Genomic DNA, 22,198 nt, shown 5'->3' on the forward strand with positions numbered 1-22,198 from the left:
TTCCCGATTGTCTCAGTTGGCGCGGCGGCGGGCCGATCAGCACGGCGTGATGCCGCTGTTCGGTGCGTGGCTGGCGGTGCTCGCGCTGGCCTCCGGCCTGCTGCCCGCCGGGCAGCCGATCCTGCATCTGACGGCCGGTCTGTCCGCCATCGCGATCATCGCTTTCGGGGTACGGCGTAATCGTGCCGAAGACCGTGACCCGTGGAGTCTGCTCGCGGCGGCGGTCGCGTCCTCGGCGTTCGGCGCGGCCGCGTACCTGTCGAGCAGTCCCCGCGTACATCATCTCGGCGCCGCCCTGGTCCTCGCGGCCTACCCGGCGCTCGCCGCGGTGTTCTGGATCTTCGTCCGGCGGCGCACCGGCGGCGCGGGGGACCGCGCCGCCCTGCTCGACGCCCTCACCCTGACCGCCGGCGGCGCGCTGCTGGCCTGGACGTTCGTGCTCGGTCCGCGGGCGCAGGACGGCGACTGGGTGATGGCCGCCTACCCGGCCGGTGACCTGCTCTGCCTGGGCGCGCTGATCCGGCTGCTGACCACCGCCGGCCGCAAGGTGCCGGCCGGCAGTCTGCTCGGCGCCGGCCTGGTGCTGATGATCGTCGCGGACGTCGGCTACGAGCTGTCCTGGCTGAGCGTGGACACGGCCGGGCTGGGCCGCTTCGCGCTCTACGCCGGTGCCGGCCTGGCCGCCCTGCACCCGTCGATGACCACGCTGAGCGAGCCGGCCGAGCGGCTGCCCGCCGAGGTGGGCTGGCGGCGGATCGTGCTGCTCGGGCTGGTCGCGCCGGTGGTCCTGCTCACCGGCGACCTGACCGTGGTGGCGGTGCTCAGCGCGCTGATCTTCCTGCTGGTCCTGGCCCGGATGGCCGGGACCATGGCGAACCACCGCCAGGTGCTGGCCCGGGAGCGGGCGCTGCGCGCGGCGTCGGCCGCCCTGGTCTCGGCGGCCGACACCGAGGCGGTCGCCGGCGCGGTCCGCACCGCGGTGGCCGACCTGCTCCCGCCGGACACCCCGCACGGTGTCGTACTGGCCATGCCGTTCACCCAGGACGGGCCGCTCTCCGCCGAGGCGGCCGCGCAGGCCGCCGTCGATCGGGCGGCCGGCACCGCCGGCCGGATCGTCGCCACCCGGGACGTCGACTGGGCGGTGTCGGTGCGGCTCACCCAGTTCAGTTCCACGCTGCGCTGCCCGATGGTGCTGCGGGACCGGCCCACCACCACCGAGCCGCTGGTCGGGGTGCTGCACGTGGGCGCGCCGGACGGCGCGTTGCCGGGGCTGCGCCGGGCCATCGAGGTGCTCGCCGGGCAGGCCGCGCTGGCGCTGGAACGCATCGAGCTGAGCCAGGAGGTGGCCCGCCGCAACAGCGAGAACTACTTCCGGGCACTGGTGCAGAACGCCGCCGACGTGATCCTGATCGTCGCCGAGGACGCCCGTATCCGATATGCCAGCCCCTCCGGCGTACGCGTGCTGGGGTTTGATCCGACCGGTGCGCCGCTGCTGTCGGTGATCCAGCCGGAGGACCGGTCCGCGGATTTCCGCGGGCCGAACGGCATGCTGCTCGAGGTGCACAGCTCCGATCTGCGCGAGGACCCGGCGGTGTCCGGGTGGGTCTACACCCTGCGGGACGTGACCGAGCCGCGGCGGCTGGCCGGCGAGCTCACCCACCAGGCCTACCACGACGCGATGACCGGGCTGGCCAACCGGGTGCTGTTCCACGACCGGCTCGAGCACGCGCTGGCCCGCGGCGCCCGGGACGGCTCGCTGGTCGGCGTGCTCTTCATCGACCTGGACGACTTCAAGATCGTCAACGACACGCTGGGCCACGCGGCCGGCGACGCGTTGCTGATCGAGGTGGCCCGGCGGATCGCGGGCGCGCTGCGGGCCGACGACACGGCCGCCCGGCTCGGCGGTGACGAGTTCGCGGCGCTGATCGAGAACGTGTGGGAGCCGGGCGCGGTGGAGGAGGCCGCCACCCGCATCCTGACCGCGCTGGCCGAGCCGGTCGTCGTCGACGGCGAGACCTCGGTGACCGCGGTGGCCAGCATCGGCATCACCACCACCCCGGAGGCGGACAGCGCCGACGAACTGCTGCGGCAGGCCGACCTCGCGCTGTACGTGGCGAAGGGGGCCGGCAAGAACCAGTGGCGGCGCTACCAGGCCCACCTGCACGGCGTGATGGTGGAACGGCTGGAACTGCGCTCGGCGCTCGACCACGCCGTGCACGAGGGGCACTTCCTCCTCGCGTACCAGCCGATCGTCGATCTGGTGACCGAGCAGCCGGTCGGCTTCGAGGCTCTGGTGCGATGGCACCACCCGGCCAAGGGGATGGTGTCGCCGGCCGAGTTCATCACGGTCGCCGAGGAGAGTGGCCTGATCGTGCCGATCGGCCGCTGGGTGCTCCAGCAGGCGCTGCACACGGTCGCCCAGTGGCGGCGCATCCTGCCCGACGACCGGCAGCCGTACGTGAGCGTGAACGTCTCGGTCCGTCAGTTCCAGGAGGCCACTTTCGTCGACGAGGTCCTGGCCGCGCTGGAGTACTCGGAGGTGCCGCCGCAGGCGCTGATGCTGGAGCTCACCGAGACCCTGCTGGCCGGTGAGCACGACACCGTCTGGGAGAGCCTCGCCCTGTTGCGTACGCACGGCGTCCGGGTGGCGATCGACGACTTCGGCACCGGTTACTCGTCGCTCGGCTACCTCCGGCGCCGGCCGATCGACGTCATCAAGATCGACAAGATGTTCGTCGACGACATGGTGAACCAGACCGCCCTGGTGGCCGGCATCATCAACCTGGCCGGGTCGCTCGGCCTCGCCGTGATCGCCGAGGGCATCGAGTCCCGGGTCCACCGCGACCTGCTGGCCGAGCTGGGCTGCCCACTCGGCCAGGGCTATCTGTGGTCGAGCCCGGTCGACGGCACCGAAGCCTTGAGTCAGATGACAAATCGGTTACCCCAGATGTCATGAACGGCCGTTAGGCATAGCGTCCGGAGGATGAACATCTCCTTCCTGCAGGGTTCCCGCCGGGTGGCCGTCACGCTGACGGCCGTCGCGGCGGTGGGCCTCGGCGGTGCCGGCATCGGGTGGGCGGCCGCCACCGCCGCCCAGCCGGCGATCAAGACCAGCACACCACGCTCCGAGAAGGACGTCACCAACATCGACGTGCTTCGCCAGCAGCTGCGCAACTACTACGGCGACCCGCTGGGCACCGGCACGTTCGCGGCCGACGGCAACTACGCGCGCGAGGCGACCGGCGTCGCCGCCGACGGCACGCGCTACCTGGCGCATGCCCGGACCCACGGGCACGCCACCAAGGCGATCATCATGGACGTCGACGACACCACGCTCGCCACCTGGAACTACGAGCTGGCCAGCAACTGGGCGTACAACGCCGCCGCCAACGCCGACTACGTCCTCGGCCAGAAGTTCCCGGCCGTGCCGGGCATGGTGGCGATGGCCAAGGCCGCCGAGCGCGAGGGTTACGCGATCTTCTACCTGACCGGGCGCGGCACGGCTCAGGAGGCGGCGACCCTCGGCAACCTGACCGCGGACGGCGTCGGGATCGACGCCGGTTACCCCAAGCCGACGACCCTGCGCGGCGGCGAGGACGGCCTGTTCACCAAGCCGGACGTGGCCGCCTATCCGGCCTACCTGAAGACGGCCTGCGCCGCCGACCCGGACGGCAAGTGCACGACCATCCACTACAAGTCGGCGACCCGGGCGCACATCGAGTCGCTCGGTTACGACATCGTGGCGAACTTCGGCGACCAGTACTCCGACCTCAAGGGCGGTTACGCCGACAAGACCTTCAAGCTGCCGAATCCGAATTACTACCTGCCCTGACCGCTGCGCTTCGCGCCCAGATCGAGCATCACCGCGTGCACCTGCTCCGCCGTCAGCGGCGGGGCAGGCAGCGGATGCGCGGCGGCCGGGCGCAGGCCGTCCAGCGTGAAGGTCAGCGCCCGGCGCCAGGCCTCGGGTGCCCGGCTCGCGGTGGCCCGCACGACCGTCGAGGTGGTCCAGAGAAGGTAGGGCAGGTCCTCGGCGGTGAAATCGGCGCGCAGCCGGCCCGCCGCGTGCGCCTTGGCGATCAGCCCGCGCACGCCGTCCATCTGCGCCTCGCAGATCTCGTTGAGCCGCTTCGCGTCGGCGTAACGGCGGCTCACCGCGTCGCTCATGGCCAGGTCGGTGGCCTGCATCTCGCACAGCAGCGTCACGTAGAGGACGAAGCCGTCCCACGGGTCGGCCTCGGCCTCGGCCCGGACCATCGCCGCGCGAACCTTCGCCTCGACCACGTCGGGCATCACCGCGTCGATGAGCGCGTCGCGCCCGCCGAACCGGTTGTAGAGCGTGCCGGCGCTGACCCCGGCGGCCTTGGCGATCTCCTCGAGCGGCGCGTCCAGCCCGCGCTCCCGGAAGATCTGCCCGGCGGCGGTGGCGAGTCGCTCGGCGTTGCGCCGGGCGTCGCGGCGCATGGGCTGTTCCATCCCGCCAGTCTCCCGCATCCTTAAGTTGACGACCACCTCAACTTACTTCTAAGTTGATACCTACCTCAACTTAGGGAGCGTCATGAGAACTGTGGTGGTCTTCGGGGCCGGCGTCGGCCTCGGTGCGGCGGTCGCCCGGCGGTTCGGTGCGGCCGGCTACCGGGTGGCGCTCGTCGCGCGCGACGAGACCCGGCTGGGGGCGCTAGTCACCGAACTGGCGGCCGACGGCATCGAGGCGGCGGCCTTCCCGGCCGACCTGACCCGCACGGCGGAGATCCCCGGCCTCATCGGCCGGGTCCGCGAGCGTTTCGGGCGGATCGACGTGATCGAGTACGCCCCGATCACCACCGACCTGTTCGTCCGCGCCACCGATCTCGACGTCACGACCGCCCAGCACTACGTCGACCTCTACCTGCTGACCCCGATCGCGATCGTCCGCGAGGTGCTGCCGGAGATGATCGAGCGCGGGGAGGGCGGCATCCTGATCGGCCAGGGCGTGTCGGCGGTCCGCCCGATGCCCAACCTGAGCGGCCTGGGCCCGGCGATGGCCGCGGCCCGCAACTACATCCTGTCCCTGAACGGCGAGATCGCCCCCCAAGGCGTCTACGCCGGCGTCCTGCACATCGCCGCGATGATCCGCGGCAGCGCCGGCCACCAGATCGCCACGTCCGGCAAACTCTCGGTAGGCGTCGACTTCACCAAGATCCCAGTGGTCGAGCCGGCCGACCTGGCCGAGACCCTGTGGACGATGCTGACCAAACGCGACCGCCCCGAGGACGTCATCCCACCCGCCACGGCTTGACCGCCCCACCCCCGCCGCGGTGCTGCGCTCCGCCCCGCCGCGTTCTTGCGAGATCTTGGCGATTTGGTGTCCGCTCGTGGCCGTAACTCATCAAGATCCGCACGTGACGGCTCGCTGGGGCGTCTTGATCCACCATCGCGCCGCGCCGCGTTCTTGCGAGATCTTGGTGAATTGGCGTCTGCTCGTGGCGGCAGATCATCAAGATCGGCGGTGCGCGCGCTAGGGGCGGCCCTTTGCCTCGCGGCGGGACGCGGCGCGGCCGGCGTAGATGCGGTCGGTCAGGAAAGGGAGGGCGTTCGCCGCGGTGATGGCGGCCCGGTATCTCGCCGGGACGACGACGCGGCGGCGGGGGCGCTGCAGGGCGCGCTCGACGGCGGCCGCGACGATCTCCGGGCCGGGCAGGCCCTTGCGGTGGTTGGTGAGGTCGGTGGCGATGTAGCCGGGCTCGATCAGCGTCACGCCGATGCCGGTGCCGGCCAGTTCGCGGCGTACCGAGTCGGTCATGCCGCGCAGCGCGAACTTCGTCGCCGAGTAGGTGCCGCTGATGCCGATCTCGCCGGCCACCGAGCCGATGTTGACGATCGCGCCGGATCGCTGCTCGGTCATGATCGGGACGACGGCCCGCATCAGCCGGATCGGTGCCATCAGGTTCACGTCGATCAGCTTGGCGACCAGCTCGTCGTCGGCCAGGATCGACGCCACCCCGCCCACCCCGGCGTTGTTGACCAGCCCGTCGATCCGGCCGGTCACCTCCCGGGCCCGGGCGACCAGCGCGGCGATCGCCGCCGGATCGCGGACGTCGGTGGGCACCGCGACTGCCTCGCCGCCGCTCGTGCGGATCGACGCGGCAACCGTTTCCAATTCGTCGGCGCGCCGGGCCGCGAGCACCACCGTGGTGCCGGCCCGGCCGATCCGGGCGGCGGTGACCCGGCCGATTCCGCTGGACGCTCCGGTGACGATTACGACCCGCATGTCTGTTCCCCTTTCCGACGAAAACGGCGCCCCCGCAGACGCGGGGACGCCGAATTTCCGACGATGGGGATCAACCTATCGCTTGCTGTGGTACGCCTCGACGATGTGGCTCGGGATACGGCCGCGCTCGGAAACCTCGTAGCCGTTCTTGTTCGCCCACTCGCGAATCGCCTGATTCTGGTCGCGGCTGGCGCGGCCGGTGCTGGCCGGAGCGCTGCGCCGGGCCGGGGAGACAACACCGCTGCGGCCGACCCGGGTGGCGGAGTTGAGGAAGGGGTCGAGCGCCTTGCGCAACTTCCCGGCGTTCTTCTCGGAGAGGTCGATCGTGTAGTTCACACCGTCGAGTCCGAACTCGACGGTGCGGTCGGCCTCTCCGCCGTCGATGTCGTCAGTCAGAAGGGTTATTACCTGCTTGGCCATGGTGTGCCCGCTCCTACAGCGAAGTCATTATGAGTGACGACTATGCGCACGCGGCGTGGGCGCCGCGAATGTCGATACGCTTTCATTCTGTCGCCCGAAAGTTCTGAGTGCAAATTGCCCGCACTGCATGTCGCAATTCTATGCAGGTAGCGCGGCAACCGGGGACACCCGTTCGGATCCCGCTGGTAACACCTACTTTTCAGCTTCGTCAATGTCCTGTAACGTGCGGTGGGAGCGCTCCCACCGACCCGTCCCCACGGGATTCCCCCTCCCTAGGAGCTTCGCAATGAGACGTGCCATCCGTGCTTTCGCGGCGCTCGGCCTGCTGGCCGGGGCGGCCGTGACGGCCTTCGCCGTCGCCGGACCAGCGGCGGCCGACACGCAGATCTGCGATCAGTACGGCTCCACCACCATCGGTGGCCGTTACGTGGTGATGAACAACCGCTGGGGCACCTCGGCCCAGCAGTGCATCAACGTCACCGGCACCGGGTTCTCGATCACCAGCCAGCAGGGCACCGGCAGCACGAGCGGCGCTCCGGTCTCCTACCCGGCCGTCTACCTCGGCTGCCACTACACCAACTGCTCGCCCGGCACCAACCTGCCGATCCAGGTCAGCGCCATTTCCAGCGCGACCAGCAGCATCTCCTACCAGTACGTCTCCGGCGCCACCTACGACGCGGCGTACGACATCTGGCTCGACCCGTCGCCGAAGAAGGACGGGGTCAACCAGCAGGAGATCATGATCTGGTTCAACCGCCAGGGCTCGATCCAGCCGATCGGCTCGGTGGTCGGCACCGCGAACATCGGCGGCCGCAGCTGGGAGGTCTGGCGCGGCAGCAACGGCTCGAACGCCGTCATCTCGTACGTCGCGCCGTCCCCCATCGCGAGCTGGAGCTTCAGCGTCCTCGATTTCATCAACGACACGAAGAATCGTGGCGCGATCACCAGTTCGTGGTATCTGACCAGCATCCAGGCCGGTTTCGAGCCGTGGATCGGCGGTGCCGGCCTCGCGGTGACCAACTTCTCGGCCGCGGTGAACGGCGGCGGCCAGCCCCCGACGACCACGCCCACGACCAATCCCACCACCCAGCCGCCGAGCGGGACGGCCGCCTGCCGGGTCACCTACGGCACGAATGTGTGGGGCGGCGGATTCACCGCCAACGTGACGGTCGCCAATACCGGAAGCAGCGCGATCAACGGCTGGACGCTCGGTTTCACCCTTCCGTCCGGCCAGGCGATCACCAGTTCGTGGAACGCGAACATCACCGGTTCGAGCGGTGCGATCACCGCCCGCAACGTGACGTGGAACGGGAGCCTCGCGGCCGGAGCCAACACCAGCTTCGGTTTCCAGGGCACCTACTCCGGCAGTTTCACCAACCCGTCCGGATTCACGCTCAACGGATCGACCTGCACCACCGCCTGATCCGTCAGGCTCGCTGACCCGAGCCGCCTCGTCGCCGATTCTCCGGTGCCGGGGCGGTTCGTCCAATTTATGAGTCGAATTTCGAAGTGGACAGCCGCAGCGCGGCCGGGGCATGAGCGGGAACCACGGGGGAGTGCGGCGCGATCGGGGCGAGTCGTTCGTATTCCGCGCCGAGCGGTGGGCGTCGATCGGACTCACCCTTGTTGGGCCACAGCGAGATCGCCCGCTCGGCCATCGCGGTGATCGTCAGCGACGGATTCACGCCGAGATTCGCGGGCACCGCCGAGCCGTCCACGACGTGCAATCCGGCGTACCCGTAAACGCGGTGATAGGCGTCCAGGACACCGGTCGCGGAGGATTCGCCGATCGTCGCTCCGCCGAGAATGTGTGCGGTCATCGGAATGTCGAAGATGTCGCCGACCGTGCCGCCCGGGAAACCGCCGATCTTGTCGGCGATCCGGCGGACCGCCTCGTGCCCCTGCGGAATCCAGGTGGGATTCGGCTCGCCGTGCCCCGCACTCGTGGTGAGCCGGCCTCGCTTGGTGCGCCGCACGGTGAGCGAATTGTCGAGCGTCTGCATCACCAGCGCGATGATCGTGCGCTCGCTCCAGCGCCGCACCGACAGCGACCGCAGCAGGACGTACGGGTGGCGCAGCATCTGCCCGAGGAACTTGACCGGGCGCGGCACCCGCCCGCCGCCGTCGACCAGCAGCGTGGCGAGCAGGCCCATGGCGTTGCTGCCCGGGCCGTACCGGACCGGTTCGATGTGGGTGGTCGGGTCGGGGTGGAACGACGACGTGATCGCCACGCCCTTGGAGTAGGGGTCGGCCGGCACCGACGGAGCCTGTGCCCCGAGCAGTGCCTCGGAGTTGGTGCGGGTCAGCGAGCCGATCCGGGCCGACACGTGCGGCAGGACGCCGGTGTCGCGCATGGCGTGCAGCAGCCGCTGGGTGCCGAGCGCGCCGGCCGCGAGGATGACGTGGTCAGCGGTGAACTGCCCAGCTTTGGTGGTCAGAATCCAGCGCTCGCCGGACGGCCGCACCGCGGTCACCTCGGTGTCCGGATGCACGGTCGCGCCGGCCTTCTCGGCCAGGTACAGGTAGTTCACGTCGAGGCGGTTCTTCGCGCCGACCTTGCAGCCGATCATGCAGTTGCCGCACTCCGTGCACCCGGTGCGGTCCGGGCCGACGCCACCGAAGAACGGGTCCGGCACGGTGCGACCCGGTTCCCCGAAGAAGACCCCCACCGGCGTACGCCGAAAGGTCGAACCGACCCCCATGTCCTCGGCCACCGATCGAATGACCAGGTCGGAGGGGGTCATGGTGGGTTGTTCGGTGACGCCGAGCATGCGCGACGCCTGGTCGTAGTGCGGTGCCAGCTCGGTCGCCCAATCGGTGATGCCGGACCAGTGCGGGTCGGCGAAAAAGGTCGCCGGTGGGCGGTACAGCGTGTTCGCGTACACCAGGGAGCCGCCGCCGACGCCGGCGGCCGACAGCACCAGGATGTCCTTCAGGACGGTGATGCGCTGGATGCCGCGCAGCCCGAACCTGGGCGCCCACAGGAAGTTCCGCAGGTCCCATGAGGTCTTGGGAAGTGTCGATGGGGTGAAACGCCGGCCCGCCTCGAGCACGCCGACCCGGTAGCCCTTCTCGGTGAGCCGTAGCGCGCTGACGCTGCCGCCGAAGCCGCTGCCCACGATCACGACGTCGTAATCCACCATCGCCACACCCTCGCATTACCGGCCGGTAACGTCCAGGGGTCGGGCCTATCACTTCGCCTGAAGCAGCACCTTCACGTGCTCACCGCTCGCCGCGTCGGCGAACGCGGCGGCGGCCGACTCCAGCGGCCGGACGGTGGCCAGCTCGGCCACCGTGATCTCGCCGCTCACCAGCAGGGCGATCGCCTCGGCGAAGTCCTCCGGCAGATAGGTGGCACTGCCCTGGATGCGCAGCTGGCTGTCCTGGATCAGCGGCAGCGGGACGGTCACCGCCGCCGGCGGCACCCCGACCACGACGACCGTGCCGCCCTTGTCGGCGATCGCCACGGCCTGGTCCATGGTGGACTGCTCGGCCACGCAGTCGAAGACGACGTCGGCGCTCTCCCCGAGGTGCGCCCGGACCTGCTCGACCGCGTCGGGTGCGGTGGCGTCGACCACCGCGTCCGGCCCGAACTTCGCCGCCCGATCACGCGAACGCTGCGAGCGGGCCGTCAGCACCACCCGGGCCGCGCCCTGCTGCCGCGCCACCTGCAGGGTGAGCAGCGCGATCGTGCCGGCGCCGAGGATCGCCACGGTGCGGCCGGCGAGCCCGCCGGCCAGCCGGGCCGCGTGCACCGGCGTGCCGAGCGGCTCGATGAACGCGGCCTGCGTCCAGTCCAGCGCGTTGGGCACAAGGTGCAGGCGGCGCTGGTCGACGGTGAAGAACTCGGCCATCGCACCCTGGTCGTGCCCGCAGCCGAAGAAGCCGAGCCGCTCGCACAGGTTTTCCCGCCCGGCCCGGCACTGCTTGCACTGCCAGCAGGGCAGGAACGGTTCGAGCGTGACCCGCTGCCCTTCTTGCACGCGCGTTACGCCGGCGCCGACCGACTCGACCGTGCCGGCGACCTCGTGGCCCGGACGGTAGGGGAGCGCGATGTGGGGATGGCGGCCCTGCACGGCATGCACGTCGGAACCGCAGATGCCGGCCAGGACCGTGCGCACCAGCACCTCGCCGGGCCCCGGCGACGGCACCTCGGCCTCGGTCAGCTCGACCCCCGACGGGGTCACGATCACTCGCTTCACGGCAGGAATCCTAGGCGGCGCGCGGTCACCACGGTCTCCATCCGGCCGTGCGTGCCCAGCTTGCGCATCGCGTTGCGCAGATAGCTCTTCACGGTCTCGGGCAGCAAGCCCAGCCGCCGGGCCGCCTCGGCGTTCCCGCAGCCCACCGCGACCATGGCCAGCACGTCCAGCTCGCGCGGCGAGAGCGGGTTCGCCTCGGCGGCGGGCCGGGCGCAGACCAGGCGGTCGGAGATCTGCTGCAACCGCGCCTTCAGCGCGGGATCCGGGGTCTCCGCCGCGAGGGTACGGAGGTCGGCGTGCGCCAACCGCACCTCCTCCCACTCCCGGGCACTCGTGTCGGAGTGGCGCGCGGCGGCGGTCTCCAGCTCGGCCATCCGGCGAGCGACCTCACGGCGTACGGTCACCTCGGTGCCCAGGCGCAGCGCCACCCGGGCCATCGCGTCCAGGGCCCGGCCACCCACCGCGATCGGCTCCCGGGTGCCGGCGTAGAGCACGGCCAGCACCGATCCGCCCATCGCCACCGGCACCGCCACGATCGCCCGCAGGCCCTCGGCGGTGACCGGCCCGTCGTACTCATGACTGATCCGGGGGTCGGCCGCGTAGTCCTCGACCCGGCCCGGCCGTGCCGTCGTCACCACCCGCCCGCCCAGACCGTGGCCGGCGCTCACCACGAGACCGTGCAGCGCGACCGTAGCGGTGCCAGCGAAATCGGTGAGCCGCAGGTGTCGTGCGTCGGCCGCGACCGGGCCGCCGAACGCGACCGGAAGGCCGGTGACCCGGCGGATCCGGCCGAGCGCGGCGGGCAGATCGGCTGTTTCGAGCACGTTGACAGCATGTCACGCGGCCGGCTCGGCGACCCCACCCCCGAACAGGGGTAGTGCGGCTCGGCCGACCGGCCCATGCTGCGCAAATGTTGTCCTACGCCTCCGGAACCAGCACCGCGCCCCTGCTCGGCGAGACGATCGGGGCCAACTTCGAGCGCACCGTGGCCCGGTTCGGTGACCGGGAGGCGCTGGTCGATGTGGCGACCGGGCGGCGGTGGACCTACGCGGAGCTCGACGCGGACGTGAACCGGCTGGCCCGGGGTCTGCTGGCGCGCGGGATCGCGAAGGGCGACCGGGTCGGCATCTGGGCCCCGAACTGCGCCGAATGGGTCATCACGCAGTATGCGACGGCCAAGATCGGGGCGATCCTGGTCAACGTCAACCCGGCCTATCGGACGCACGAACTGGAGTACGTGGTCAAGCAGGCCGGCCTGGCGTTGCTGATCAGCGCGGTCTCGTTCAAGTCGAGCGATTACCGGGGGATGATCGACTCGATCGGGTTCGCTGATACGGCGTACATCGGTGAGGGTTTTGCCGATCTTTTGATCGACGGCGACATGTCCGAAATTTCGGGACGTGCGGCGGAGTTGGCGTTCGACGATCCGATCAACATCCAGTACACGTCCGGGACGACCGGCTTCCCGAAGGGTGCGACGCTGTCGCACCACAACATCCTCAACAACGGCTACTTCGTCGGCGAACTGATCAATTACACCGAGCAGGACCGGGTCTGCCTGCCGGTGCCGCTCTACCACTGCTTCGGCATGGTGATGGGCAACCTCGGCGCGACGTCGCACGGCGCCTGCATCGTGCTGCCGGCCCCCGGCTTCGACCCGGCACTCACCCTGGCCGCGGTCGCCGCCGAGCGGGTGACCTCGCTCTACGGAGTGCCCACCACGTTCATCGCCGAGCTCGGCCTGCCTTCCTTCGCCGATTACGACCTGTCCACCCTGCGCACCGGGATCATGGCCGGCTCACCCTGCCCGGTCGAGGTGATGAAGCGGGTGGTCGCCGAGATGAACATGACCGAGGTGGCCATCTGTTACGGCATGACCGAGACGTCGCCGGTCTCCACCATGACCCGCCCCGACGACAACCTGGCCCGCCGCACCGAGACCGTCGGCCGGGTGATGCCGCACCTCGAATCGAAGGTGGTGGACCCGGCGACCGGCCTGGTCGTGCCGCGGGGCGAGCCCGGCGAACTGTGCACCCGCGGCTATTCGGTGATGCTCGGCTACTGGGAGCAGCCGGACGCCACCGCCGAGACCATCGACGCGGCCCGCTGGATGCACACCGGCGATCTGGCCACGATGGACGACGACGGCTACCTCAACATCGTCGGCCGGATCAAGGACCTGGTCATTCGGGGCGGCGAGAACGTCTACCCCCGCGAGGTGGAGGAGTTCCTCTACGCCCACCCGGACATCGCCGACGTCCAGGTGATCGGCGTCCCCGATCCGAAGTACGGCGAGGAACTGATGGCCTGGATCGTGATGCGCCCCAGCACCACTCCGCTCACCGCCGAGGCCGTCCGTTCCTACTGCGCCGGGCGGCTGAGCCACTACAAGATCCCGCGGTATGTGCACGTGGTCGACGGCTTCCCGATGACCGTGACCGGCAAGGTCCGCAAGGTCGAGATGCGCGACCGGGCCGTCGACATCCTCGGCCTGACCGCCTGACAACCAATCCGGGTCCCGCTTCCGTTCTGATGCACGTGGGGATCGAATACCGGGACTACGTGGGCGCTCGGCTGGACACTTTCCGGCGCGCGGCCTTCCTGCTGTGCGGCGACTGGCATCTGGCCGACGATCTCGTCTCCACGGCGCTGCTGAAACTGCTGCGGCACTGGCGGCGGGTTTCCGTGATGGACGATCCCGACGCGTACGTCCGCCGGGTCCTGCTTCGATGTCTGCTCGACGAACGGCGCCGGCCGTGGCGGCGCGAGGAGTCCTGGGAGTGGCCGCCCGAGCGCCCGAACGTCAGCATCGACGGGCCGGTCACCGAGCGGATCGCGATCCTGGCCGCGCTCGGCCGGCTGGCCCCGCGGCAGCGGGCGGTGATCGTGCTGCGCTACTTCTACGACCTGTCGGTCGAGCAGGCCGCCGCCGAGCTCGACTGCACCCCCGGCACGATCAAGAGCCAGACCGCGCGCGCCCTGCAGGCGATGCGCTCGGCGATGCCCGACGAGGAGGAGGTACGCCGTGGATGACCTGTCGACCCTCCTGCGCGCGGCCAGCGACAACGCGCCGCCCACCGGCATCGACCTGGACGGCCTGATCACACTCGACCGGCGCCGCCGCCGGACCCGATGGGTCACCGCCGCTGCTGCCGTCGCCGTGATCGCGGTCCTCGGAGCGGTGCACCTCTCGCCCGGCCGACCCCGGTCGTCACCCGCGGAGGTGTCGAGCCCGAGCGCGGCCCCGTGCACCCATGCGACCATGCCGTCCTCCCTGCCGGATCAGCCGGTGACCCCACTGCCCGAAACGCAGGAAGCGGCCGTCGCGCGATTGACCGCCGAGCTGCCGGCCCTGCTCCCCGCCGGTGCCCGATCGACGAGATGCCCTCGCGTGGAGTTCTACTACGAGCCGAAGGGCGACGACTACCGGGCGTCGGCGTGGGTCGGCACCGGCAAGGACGAGTACTCGCTGGCCATCATGGTCAGCCCGGCCACGCCCGGCGCCGTGCCACACTGCCTGAACGCCGACGGCGAGGCCTGCACCCGCATCGGCCAGCCGGGCGGCGCGATCGCGATGGCCGACCTGGTCGGCACCGACACCGCCAAGCCGCAGCGCAGCGTGACCGTCTTCCGCCCGGACCGGACGACCGTCCTGATCGCGGTGATCGGCCGCACGAAGGCGCTGCCACCCGCGACCCGGCTGGCCACGATCGGCAGCGCCCCGGGCCTCACCCTCTATCCGTGAGGGTGGCGGTTGAATGGGCGCCGTGGAGTTCGTCGAGGTTACCGAGCCGTTCCGACGTGAGCTGTTCGCGCACTGCTATCGCATGCTCGGCTCGATCCAGGATGCGGAGGACGTAGTCCAGGAGACCTACCTGCGGGCCTGGCGATCCTTCGACCGGTTCGAGGGGCGTTCCTCAGTACGCACCTGGCTCTACCAGATCGCGACCAACCGCTGCCTGACCGAGCTGGCCAGGCCGAGTCGGCGGAACCTGCCGTCCGGCCTCGGTCCTCCGGAGCCGGATCCCGACGCGGCCCTGAACGGGGTGGGGGCCGACGTGCGCTGGCTGGAGCCGGTGCCGGATGCGCTGGTGCTGCCGGACTCGGCCGATCCGGCGGCCATCGTCGCGGCGCGTGAGGCGGTGCGATTGGCGCTCGTCGCCAGCCTGCAACACCTTCCGCCCCGGCAGCGGGCGGTGCTGGTGCTGCGGGACGTGCTGGCGTTCCCGGCCGGCGATGTCGCCGTCCTGCTCGGCACCACGACGGCATCGGTCAAGAGCGCGCTGCAGCGTGCCCGGGCGCGGCTGGCGGAACTCTCCCTGACGGCCGGCCAGGTCGTCGAACCGGCCACGCCGCGGGCTCGCGAGCTTCTCGATCAGTACATCGCGGCCTTCGAGAACGCCGACGCCGCCGCGCTGGAGCGACTCCTGCTGACCGACGCCACGTTGGAGGCGACGCCACTGCGCACCTGGTTCGCCGGCCGCGGTGTCTGCGTGCCCTTCCTCCGCCGCCACCTGCTGGGTTCGCCCGGCACCTGGCGCATGCTGCCGACCAGTGCCAACGGGCAGCCGGCCGCGGCCGCCTACCTCCGCGACCAGCAGGGCAACTATCAGGCGTACGGAATATGCGTGCTCACCGTCACCGACAAGGGCATCGGCCGGATCACCTCCTTCGGCGATCCGAGACTGGTCACCGCGTTCGGGTTCGATTCCTTTCTCGATCCGGCCGGGTCTTCCTGGGTGTAGGCAGCCAGCCGCATCACTCAGTCGAAGGGCACCCATCCGTCATGAGCATCTCCACCACCATGCGCGCCCTGCAACAGCCGTCACTGAACGGCCCGCAGGACCTGCGCCTGATCACCGACGCTCCGGTACCACGTCCGGGCCCCGGTGAGGTCCTGATCCGGGTGACCGCGGCCGGGGTCAACTTCGTCGACATCCAGCAGGCCACCGGCACCTTCGCCGACGGTCCGCAGCCGCCCTACATCGCGGGCATCGAGGGCTCCGGCGAGATCGTGTCGATCGGCGCGGGAGTGTCCGGTCTGGAGGCCGGCGCCCACGTGGTCGGGGCTCGCGTCGCCGGCGGTGCCTTCGCCGAGTACATGGTGCTGCCGGCGGCTTCGGCCGTCCGCGTGCCGGCCGGCTGGGCCGACGAGCAGGCGCTGGGGATGGTGGTGAGCTGGCCGACCGCGCTGGCCGCGCTCAAACCGCTGGGCGGCATCGCGGCCGGGCAGACCGTCCTGATCCAGGCCGCAGCCGGTGGGACCGGCCAAGCCGCGCTGAGAATGGCCAAGCACTACGGCGCGACGGTGATCGCCGCAGCCTCGCCGGGCAAGCACGACCTGGTGCGGAGTCTGGGCGCCGACCACGTCGTCGACTCCCGGGGCACCGACCTCGCCGGCGAGGTCCGGCGGCTGACCGGCGGGGAGGGCGTCGATCTGGTGCTGGAGTCGGCCGGCGGCCCCACCCTGAATGCCGGCCTGGCCGCGGCCAAGCGGGTCACCGGCCGGGTCGTGGTCTATGGGCTGGCCGGCGGAGCAGCCACGATCAGCAACTGGGACCTGGTCTACCGGCACCCGATTCACCTCATCGGCCTGAACATCGGCATCCTCATCCAGGCCGCGCCGTCGATCTTCGGCGAGGTGATGGGAGAGATGTTCGGCCTGCTCGCGGCCGGAGTCCTCGGTCCCGGCCGGCCCACCGCCTACCCGCTGGAGGAGGGTCCGAAAGCATTGGCCGAGCTGGGAGCGCGGGACACCGTCGGCAAACTGGCCCTACTACCCGGCGGCTGCTAGAGATCTTTTCGGCCTTCTTGAAACGGAGGGCGGGACGCTTTCGAGCGGAAGATCTTTCGGTACGCGCCGGCTCAGTCCCGTGGCACGCGGTCCCGGCAGGTGCGACTCACCCTCCGCGGGCCCGCTGCGGGCGGGCCCGGCCCAAGCTGGCAACCCCAACCCGCCTACCGAACAGTCCCGGGCGACGGCCATCGACCTCCCGCATGATGGTCGCCGCTCTCGGATATTGGGTCGTCGTCCCGCATCACGGGCACGGTCCCGCCTGATGAGCAGCGCTGCCACACCCTGGACCACTCAGCGGTCAGAAGAACATGACATACCGCCTATGTCCGATGCCGACAGCTCGGCCGGACGCGACCTTGTGGACTTCCCGCGAGGACAGAGCGACAACTCCACAAGATCTGCCGCGTGGCCGGGGGTACGCCCGATCTTGTGGAGTTGCCGTGCGGACAGAGCGGCAAGCCCACAAGATCTGCGATGCCGGGCGCCGCGGCAGGGCATCGGCCGCGTCACCGCGGGCCGGATACCCACCGAACCCCTCCGGGCCGAGCGGCGCGTAAGGGTGAGCGGGCAAGGCGTGGCCGTGTGGTTGCGCGAGAGGTGCGGCACGTGCCGGTGTTGCAGGCTGGTCGCGGGGTGGCGGCGGTCGGGTGTGGTTGCGGTTGTCGACGGGGTTGCCCGTACCGGAAAGGGTTTGAATCCCTGACCTCAAAAGGTGTCTAGCTCGGCAGCACTCGGGCGATCTTGATGGAGCTGGACGTCGAGCCGGCGGCGGGGTAGGCGGTGCTGCCGTCGGCGTACGGCTTGAAGGCCTGGTAGTTGTGGTCCTTGGCGGCGATGGTGAACTGCTTGCCGATCGCCGCGCCGGTGCCGGAGTGGTAGACCTGGGCCTTCATCGATGAGCCGGACTGCCAGGCCAGCAGCATCCTGCCGGAGCCGTAGGTGACCAGGTGCGGGTGTTGCGAGCTCGCCGACGTCTTGATGGTCTGGTCGGCGGCGGAGCTGCCGTTGAAGTGGGACAGCCGGACCGTGCCGCCCTGGCTCCACGCCGTCCAGTAACCGGAGCTCTTGGCCAGGACCAGGTCGCCGCCGAACAGGGAGCCGTCGCAGGTGCCGGCCGCCACCGTTCGATACGGGTTGGGCTGGGCTATCCGGCAGTCGTTGTCGGTGGCGCAGACCATGGCGAACTTCTTCGCACGCGGGTCCCAGACGATGCGGGACGTCCAGGCGTGGCTGCACCCGACCTCGAAGCTGTTGTGGCCGCTCAGCAGCGCACCCGACCTGCTGACCACCTGCATGCGGTCGCCCTCGTGGATGTCCACGCAGCTGCCGTTGCGCAGGGTGATGGCGACGCCGAAGTACGCCGCGAAGTTGGTGCCGTCGGTGGCCAGCCGGCCGTGGTGCTGATACCACCAGACGAACCGGGCGCCGTCGTCGTAGCCGCCGCGGGCCGAGGTCAGGTTGGTGACCTGGCGTTCCCACACGGTCTTGCCGCTGTTGTCGAAGCGGACCATCACCATCTGGTTGCACGGGCTGGATTCGCCGCCGCAGAGCGGGCCGGTGTGGCAGTCACCCTTGCGGGTCAGCAGCAGGACGCCGCCGGTTGCGTCGGCCTGGACGTCCTGCAGGTCGATGCCGGTGAAGCTGGTGGGGGTGCCGGTGAGTTTGTCGTCGCAGCCGAGCCGGCCGAGGTGGACCTTGCCGTCGGTGCCGAGCCAGGCCAGCCAGGAGCCGCCGCCGGGCGCGGCCGCGATCGCCATCGGCAGGGCTTCGGTGTCGCCCTCGCCGCCGTAACCCTTCACCGCCGAACCCACCTTGACCTGGGTGATTTTGGTGGTCGGGGCCGCGCCGACCGGGCGGGCGCAGGGGCCGGCGGTCTTGGGGACGGCGGACATCAAGGCCGACGGGGAAGCGGGGGCCGACGGAGCCGTCGACGCGGCGGAGGAAGTGGCAGCCGGCGTGACAGGGGACGAAGGGGCGACGGAGGGTGATGAGGAGGCCGAGGTGAACCAGCCGTTGGCCCCCGCGGGCAGAACGAATGCCGCTGCGGCGACGGCCGCGACCACCGCGGCGACAACGCCGATCACGGCGAAGCGGCGGGCCGGCGAGCCAGGCTTTCGGTGCCCGGGAACCTCGGGGGGAACGTCATCGGTGCTCATCAGCGCGGGACTTTACTGGGCACGCTCCCACGGCGTCTCTTTGCAGATCCTTAAGCTTTCAACGCCGATAGATCCGGATCGAGTAGCCCACGTTGTCGATCTCGGTGCTCGAGTCGATCAGCTGCTTCAGCTTGCCCTTGGCCAGCGCCACCCGCGAGTCCGAGACCACGAGCAGGCCGTGCACGTCGGCCAACGCCACGGGAAGCGGATTTTTCCCTCGAATCCCGTAATATTCCGGCACGCCGCTGCCCTTGTAGACCAGCCAGACCGTCTCGTTCGGATACTTCGTCCGCAACCGGGTCCCGAGCCGGCTCAGGTCCTGCCCCCAGTCCACGTTGGCGTCATGCAGGTTGAGGTGCGTCTTCGACGTCCCGCCGAAGGCCTCGTTCGAGTACGGCAGGTAGTAGGGGAACGTCAGCATCGAACTGACCGCGACAAAAGCCACCAGCGCCGCCGTGACCAGCGGGGCGAAGCGGATGCGGACCAGCACCACCGTGCCGGCCGCGACGGCCAGGAAGATCGGCATGAAGATCACGTAACGGGTGCCGTAGTCGCGCGCCCCGGTCATCGCGAGCAGCATCAACGCGCCCGCGGGCAGCAGGAGATAGAGCGCGGCGACCCGCAGCGCCGGCTTGACCAGCATGGTGATCGTGCCGGCCAGCCAGAGCGCGATCATCCCGAGCGGCGTCTTGATCAGCAGCGCGACCGGCAGGTAATACCAGAGCGAGCCGCGATAGGCCCGCCCGAGCAGGAACCCGTTGAAGCTCCGCGATTCGAACCGAAACTGGATCAAAACCCCGTCACGGTACGCCTTCGGCAGCGGCAGCAGATCGACCGCGAGCCCCCGCAGACCGCCCGGGTTCGTGAGATAGGCCGGGGTCGTCCAGCGCAGTCGCGGGTCGACGGCCAGGTAGACGACCCAGACCACCGCGGTGGCGATCAGCCCGACGCCGATCGCGCCGAGCAGCCGCCAGCCCAGTTTCGCCCACCATTTACCGGGCTTGCCGACGACAAAAGGCGACAGGAGCGATAAAGCCAAAACTATGGGTACGGCGGGGAGAGCGCTCATCCGGGTCGCCAGGGCCGCGCCCAGTGCCAGCCCGGCGAGCGGTAGATAGAGCCGGGGTCGTTCGCGGGAGCGCCACAGCATCCAGAAGCTGGTGAGCAGCATCCCGGCCGCCGGAACGTCCAGAGTGGCGAGCGAACCCTGCGCGATCACGTCGGGCGAGAACGTGTAGAGCGCGAGCGCGACCAGCCCCGCCCAGGGCCCGGCCAGATCCCGCGCGAACCCGAGCACGACCAGCCCGAACAGCAGGGTCAGCACGATCATCGGCAGCCGGGCGAGCAGCATCAGCCGGAACGGGTTGTTCCCGGTCTCGTAGAGCAGGTGCCGGCCCAGCGCCGTCTGATCGCCCGGATAGGACGGATCGAGCCGGGCGTCGTCGAAGACCAGCCCGGTCGCCATCAGCAGCTTGCCCAGCGGCGGGTGCTCCGGGTTGTAGCGCAGGCTGTGCTGCTGGGTGAGCACCTCGGCGGTGGCCACGTAGACCGGCTCGTCGATGGTCGGAGCCTGCTGCAGCGCGGTGGTGACCATCGCGAACGCCATGCCTCCCAGCAACGCGACGACCACGAGGAGATAGGCGAGGCGACGGCGCGGCACCGGGCAAACTTACCCGGTGAATTCGCCGTCCGGAGTCGACCCCGGCTCGGCGTGCTTCACCAGCTCAGCGGCTCGCAGCTCGACGCGGCGGATCTTGCCGGAGATCGTCTTCGGGAGTGCCGAGAACTCGAGGCGACGGATCCGGGCGTACGGCGGCATGTGCTCTTTCGCGTACGCGAAAATGGCCGCGGCGGTCGCGGCGGAGGCGTCCCATCCCTCCGCGAGCACGACGTAGGCCTTGGGCACCGCCAGGCGCACCGGGTCGGGCGAGGGAACGACGGCCGCCTCGACCACCGCCTCGTGCTCGATGAGCACGCTCTCCAGCTCGAACGGCGAGATCCGGTAATCGGACGCCTTGAACACGTCGTCGGTGCGCCCGACGTAGGTGATGTAGCCGTCGTCGTCGCGGGAGGCCACGTCGCCGGTGTGGTAGTAACCGCCGGCCATCCGTTCCGCGGTGAGCTCGTCGTCGCCGTGGTAGCCGACCATCAGCCCGACCGGCCGGGGGTCGAGCGCCACGCAGATCTCACCCTCGAGGGCCGGCTCCTGTGACGCCGGGTCGATCAGCTCGATCCGGTAACCGGGGACCGGGCGGCCCATCGAGCCGGGCTTGACCGGCTGGCCGGGCGTGTTGGCGATCTGCACGGTCGTCTCGGTCTGCCCGAAACCGTCCCGGATCGTCACTCCCCAGGCCTTCTGCACCCGGTCGATGACCTCGGGGTTGAGCGGCTCGCCGGCCCCGACGACCAGCCGCGGCGGGGTGCGCAGCACGGACAGGTCGGACTGGATGAGCATCCGCCACACGGTCGGCGGGGCACAGAAGCTGGTGACTGCGCAGCGTTGCATCTCGGCCATCAGCCGGCCGGCGTCGAACCGGCTGTAGTTGTAGATGAAGACGCAGGCCTCGGCGTTCCACGGGGCGAAGACGTTGCTCCAGGCATGCTTGGCCCAGCCGGGCGAGGAGATGTTGAGGTGTACGTCGCCGGGGCGCAGGCCGATCCAGTACATCGTCGAGAGGTGTCCGACGGGGTAGGACTGGTGGGTGTGCTCGACGAGCTTCGGCCGGGCGGTGGTGCCGGAGGTGAAGTACAGCAGCAGGGTGTCGGTGGCGCGGGTCGCCTCGCCCGGGACAAATCCGGCATCTTGCGCGTACGCCTCGGCGTAGGTCAGCCACCCGTCCACCGGTGCACCCACAGCGATCCTGGTGACGTCCACGCCGTCGAACTTCGCGGCCGCCGACGAGGCCGCGATCACATGCTTGGCCCCGCCACGAGCCACCCGCCCGGCCGAATCGGCCGGGCCGAGCAGCGGCGTCGCCGGGATCAGCACAGCACCCAGCTTCATCGCGGCCAGGATCGTCTCCCACAGCTCGTGCTGGTTGCCGAGCATCACCACGATCCGGTCGCCGCGCTCGACGCCCCGGGCCCGCAGCCAGTTCGCCACCTGGTCGGAGCGGCGGGACATCTCGGCGAACGAGAACCGCTGCTCGGAGCCGTCCTCCTCGACGATCCAGAGAGCCGGCGCGTCGTTGTTCTCGGCGATCACGTCGAACCAGTCGAGGGCCCAGTTGAACTCGCCGAGTTCCGGCCAGGCGAACCCGGCCAGGGCCGCGTCGTACCGGTCGGCATGCTCGATCAGAAAGTCCCGTGCCTGCCGAAATGCCGCCGTGCCCGCCATGATGTCCCCTCAGCGCGTCCTGATCAGCACAGACTG

General features: G+C 70.3%; 18 protein-coding genes. 9 read left to right on the top strand and 9 right to left on the bottom strand.

Annotated elements, in window-relative coordinates:
* Window positions 1-7: 7 nt before the first annotated feature.
* Complete coding sequence (locus tag Ato02nite_RS29575) at window positions 8-2,956, top strand: putative bifunctional diguanylate cyclase/phosphodiesterase (RefSeq protein WP_246607552.1); 2,949 nt, start codon at window positions 8-10, stop codon at window positions 2,954-2,956.
* 27 nt (window positions 2,957-2,983) lie between these two features.
* The gene (locus tag Ato02nite_RS29580; RefSeq protein WP_213009933.1) at window positions 2,984-3,832 is read left to right on the top strand and encodes an HAD family acid phosphatase; all 849 of its coding nucleotides are present in this window, start codon (window positions 2,984-2,986) and stop codon (window positions 3,830-3,832) included.
* Here the strand turns inward: Ato02nite_RS29580 and Ato02nite_RS29585 are convergent.
* Window positions 3,820-4,476: a TetR/AcrR family transcriptional regulator gene (locus tag Ato02nite_RS29585; protein ID WP_213009934.1), complete on the bottom strand. Its 657-nt coding sequence runs from the start codon at window positions 4,474-4,476 to the stop codon at window positions 3,820-3,822. The two genes, Ato02nite_RS29580 and Ato02nite_RS29585, sit on opposite strands and share 13 nt — an antisense overlap.
* An 82-nt stretch (window positions 4,477-4,558) precedes the next feature.
* On the opposite strand from Ato02nite_RS29585, the gene Ato02nite_RS29590 reads away from it, so the two are divergent.
* Window positions 4,559-5,278 carry an SDR family NAD(P)-dependent oxidoreductase gene (locus Ato02nite_RS29590; RefSeq protein ID WP_213009935.1) on the top strand — a complete coding sequence of 240 codons (720 nt, stop codon included), beginning with the start codon at window positions 4,559-4,561 and terminating at the stop codon, window positions 5,276-5,278.
* Window positions 5,279-5,497: 219 nt separating this feature from the next.
* Here Ato02nite_RS29590 and Ato02nite_RS29595 read toward each other — a convergent pair whose 3' ends face one another.
* Together Ato02nite_RS29595 and Ato02nite_RS29600 are read right to left on the bottom strand one after the other, a co-directional pair.
* Window positions 5,498-6,250 carry an SDR family NAD(P)-dependent oxidoreductase gene (locus Ato02nite_RS29595; protein ID WP_213009936.1) on the bottom strand — a complete coding sequence of 251 codons (753 nt, stop codon included), beginning with the start codon at window positions 6,248-6,250 and terminating at the stop codon, window positions 5,498-5,500.
* A gap of 75 nt (window positions 6,251-6,325) precedes the next feature.
* A complete protein-coding gene (locus tag Ato02nite_RS29600; protein ID WP_203799528.1) occupies window positions 6,326-6,670 on the bottom strand; it encodes a histone-like nucleoid-structuring protein Lsr2 in 345 nt (114 codons plus the stop codon).
* Between the two features lie 286 nt (window positions 6,671-6,956).
* Here Ato02nite_RS29600 and Ato02nite_RS29605 point away from each other — a divergent pair, with 286 nt between their 5' ends.
* On the top strand, window positions 6,957-8,093 hold the full coding sequence (locus Ato02nite_RS29605; protein ID WP_213009937.1) for a glycoside hydrolase family 12 protein: 1,137 nt from the start codon (window positions 6,957-6,959) through the stop codon (window positions 8,091-8,093).
* Window positions 8,094-8,160: 67 nt separating this feature from the next.
* Here the strand turns inward: Ato02nite_RS29605 and Ato02nite_RS29610 are convergent, their stop codons facing one another.
* From Ato02nite_RS29610 to Ato02nite_RS29620, 3 genes are read right to left on the bottom strand one after another with little or no spacing between them, the layout of a single operon-like run.
* On the bottom strand, window positions 8,161-9,810 hold the full coding sequence (locus tag Ato02nite_RS29610) for an FAD-dependent oxidoreductase (protein ID WP_281419828.1): 1,650 nt from the start codon (window positions 9,808-9,810) through the stop codon (window positions 8,161-8,163).
* A gap of 51 nt (window positions 9,811-9,861) precedes the next feature.
* Window positions 9,862-10,872, bottom strand: a complete 1,011-nt coding sequence (locus Ato02nite_RS29615; RefSeq protein ID WP_213009939.1) for a zinc-dependent alcohol dehydrogenase — start codon at window positions 10,870-10,872, stop codon at window positions 9,862-9,864.
* Window positions 10,869-11,696: a helix-turn-helix transcriptional regulator gene (locus tag Ato02nite_RS29620; RefSeq protein ID WP_213009940.1), complete on the bottom strand. Its 828-nt coding sequence runs from the start codon at window positions 11,694-11,696 to the stop codon at window positions 10,869-10,871. The genes Ato02nite_RS29615 and Ato02nite_RS29620 overlap by 4 nt, the downstream gene beginning before the upstream one ends.
* Before the next feature lie 86 nt (window positions 11,697-11,782).
* On the opposite strand from Ato02nite_RS29620, the gene Ato02nite_RS29625 reads away from it, so the two are divergent.
* The 5 genes from Ato02nite_RS29625 to Ato02nite_RS29645 are packed head-to-tail and all read left to right on the top strand — an operon-like array spanning window position 11,783 to window position 16,666.
* The gene (locus Ato02nite_RS29625) at window positions 11,783-13,375 is read left to right on the top strand and encodes an AMP-binding protein (RefSeq protein WP_213009941.1); all 1,593 of its coding nucleotides are present in this window, start codon (window positions 11,783-11,785) and stop codon (window positions 13,373-13,375) included.
* Between the two features lie 29 nt (window positions 13,376-13,404).
* Window positions 13,405-13,905 carry a SigE family RNA polymerase sigma factor gene (locus Ato02nite_RS29630; protein WP_213009942.1) on the top strand — a complete coding sequence of 167 codons (501 nt, stop codon included), beginning with the start codon at window positions 13,405-13,407 and terminating at the stop codon, window positions 13,903-13,905.
* On the top strand, window positions 13,898-14,617 hold the full coding sequence (locus Ato02nite_RS29635) for a hypothetical protein (RefSeq protein ID WP_213009943.1): 720 nt from the start codon (window positions 13,898-13,900) through the stop codon (window positions 14,615-14,617). The genes Ato02nite_RS29630 and Ato02nite_RS29635 overlap by 8 nt, the downstream gene beginning before the upstream one ends.
* Window positions 14,618-14,630: 13 nt before the next feature.
* Window positions 14,631-15,617, top strand: coding sequence for a sigma-70 family RNA polymerase sigma factor (locus Ato02nite_RS29640; protein ID WP_213009944.1), 987 nt, complete (start codon window positions 14,631-14,633; stop codon window positions 15,615-15,617).
* Window positions 15,618-15,658: 41 nt separating this feature from the next.
* Entirely contained in the window at window positions 15,659-16,666 is a 1,008-nt protein-coding gene (locus Ato02nite_RS29645) for an NADPH:quinone oxidoreductase family protein (RefSeq protein ID WP_213009945.1), read from the top strand.
* A 719-nt stretch (window positions 16,667-17,385) separates the two neighbouring features.
* Here the strand turns inward: Ato02nite_RS29645 and Ato02nite_RS29650 are convergent.
* The 3 genes from Ato02nite_RS29650 to Ato02nite_RS29660 form a co-directional block, all read right to left on the bottom strand.
* Window positions 17,386-18,561 (bottom strand): hypothetical protein, encoded by a 1,176-nt coding sequence (locus Ato02nite_RS29650; RefSeq protein WP_246607553.1) that lies wholly within the window; start codon window positions 18,559-18,561, stop codon window positions 17,386-17,388.
* Between the two features lie 322 nt (window positions 18,562-18,883).
* Window positions 18,884-20,485: an ArnT family glycosyltransferase gene (locus Ato02nite_RS29655; RefSeq protein WP_246607555.1), complete on the bottom strand. Its 1,602-nt coding sequence runs from the start codon at window positions 20,483-20,485 to the stop codon at window positions 18,884-18,886.
* A gap of 9 nt (window positions 20,486-20,494) precedes the next feature.
* On the bottom strand, window positions 20,495-22,162 hold the full coding sequence (locus Ato02nite_RS29660) for an AMP-binding protein (protein WP_213009946.1): 1,668 nt from the start codon (window positions 22,160-22,162) through the stop codon (window positions 20,495-20,497).
* Window positions 22,163-22,198: the final 36 nt, after the last annotated feature.

Origin of the sequence: Paractinoplanes toevensis (assembly GCF_018332695.1) — a bacterium.
Classification (GTDB): Bacteria; Actinomycetota; Actinomycetes; order Mycobacteriales; family Micromonosporaceae; genus Actinoplanes; species Actinoplanes toevensis.

What these genes read in the sequence shown, in the direction of transcription:
- Ato02nite_RS29580 (WP_213009933.1), top strand. Translation starts at nt 2,984, where the DNA reads ATGAACATCTCCTTCCTGCAGGGTTCCCGCCGGGTGGCCGTCACGCTG.
- Ato02nite_RS29585 (WP_213009934.1), bottom strand. Translation starts at nt 4,476, where the DNA reads ATGGAACAGCCCATGCGCCGCGACGCCCGGCGCAACGCCGAGCGACTC.
- Ato02nite_RS29590 (WP_213009935.1), top strand. Translation starts at nt 4,559, where the DNA reads ATGAGAACTGTGGTGGTCTTCGGGGCCGGCGTCGGCCTCGGTGCGGCG.
- Ato02nite_RS29595 (WP_213009936.1), bottom strand. Translation starts at nt 6,250, where the DNA reads ATGCGGGTCGTAATCGTCACCGGAGCGTCCAGCGGAATCGGCCGGGTC.
- Ato02nite_RS29600 (WP_203799528.1), bottom strand. Translation starts at nt 6,670, where the DNA reads ATGGCCAAGCAGGTAATAACCCTTCTGACTGACGACATCGACGGCGGA.
- Ato02nite_RS29605 (WP_213009937.1), top strand. Translation starts at nt 6,957, where the DNA reads ATGAGACGTGCCATCCGTGCTTTCGCGGCGCTCGGCCTGCTGGCCGGG.
- Ato02nite_RS29625 (WP_213009941.1), top strand. Translation starts at nt 11,783, where the DNA reads ATGTTGTCCTACGCCTCCGGAACCAGCACCGCGCCCCTGCTCGGCGAG.
- Ato02nite_RS29630 (WP_213009942.1), top strand. Translation starts at nt 13,405, where the DNA reads ATGCACGTGGGGATCGAATACCGGGACTACGTGGGCGCTCGGCTGGAC.
- Ato02nite_RS29640 (WP_213009944.1), top strand. Translation starts at nt 14,631, where the DNA reads ATGGGCGCCGTGGAGTTCGTCGAGGTTACCGAGCCGTTCCGACGTGAG.
- Ato02nite_RS29645 (WP_213009945.1), top strand. Translation starts at nt 15,659, where the DNA reads ATGAGCATCTCCACCACCATGCGCGCCCTGCAACAGCCGTCACTGAAC.
- Ato02nite_RS29650 (WP_246607553.1), bottom strand. Translation starts at nt 18,561, where the DNA reads ATGTCCGCCGTCCCCAAGACCGCCGGCCCCTGCGCCCGCCCGGTCGGC.
- Ato02nite_RS29660 (WP_213009946.1), bottom strand. Translation starts at nt 22,162, where the DNA reads ATGGCGGGCACGGCGGCATTTCGGCAGGCACGGGACTTTCTGATCGAG.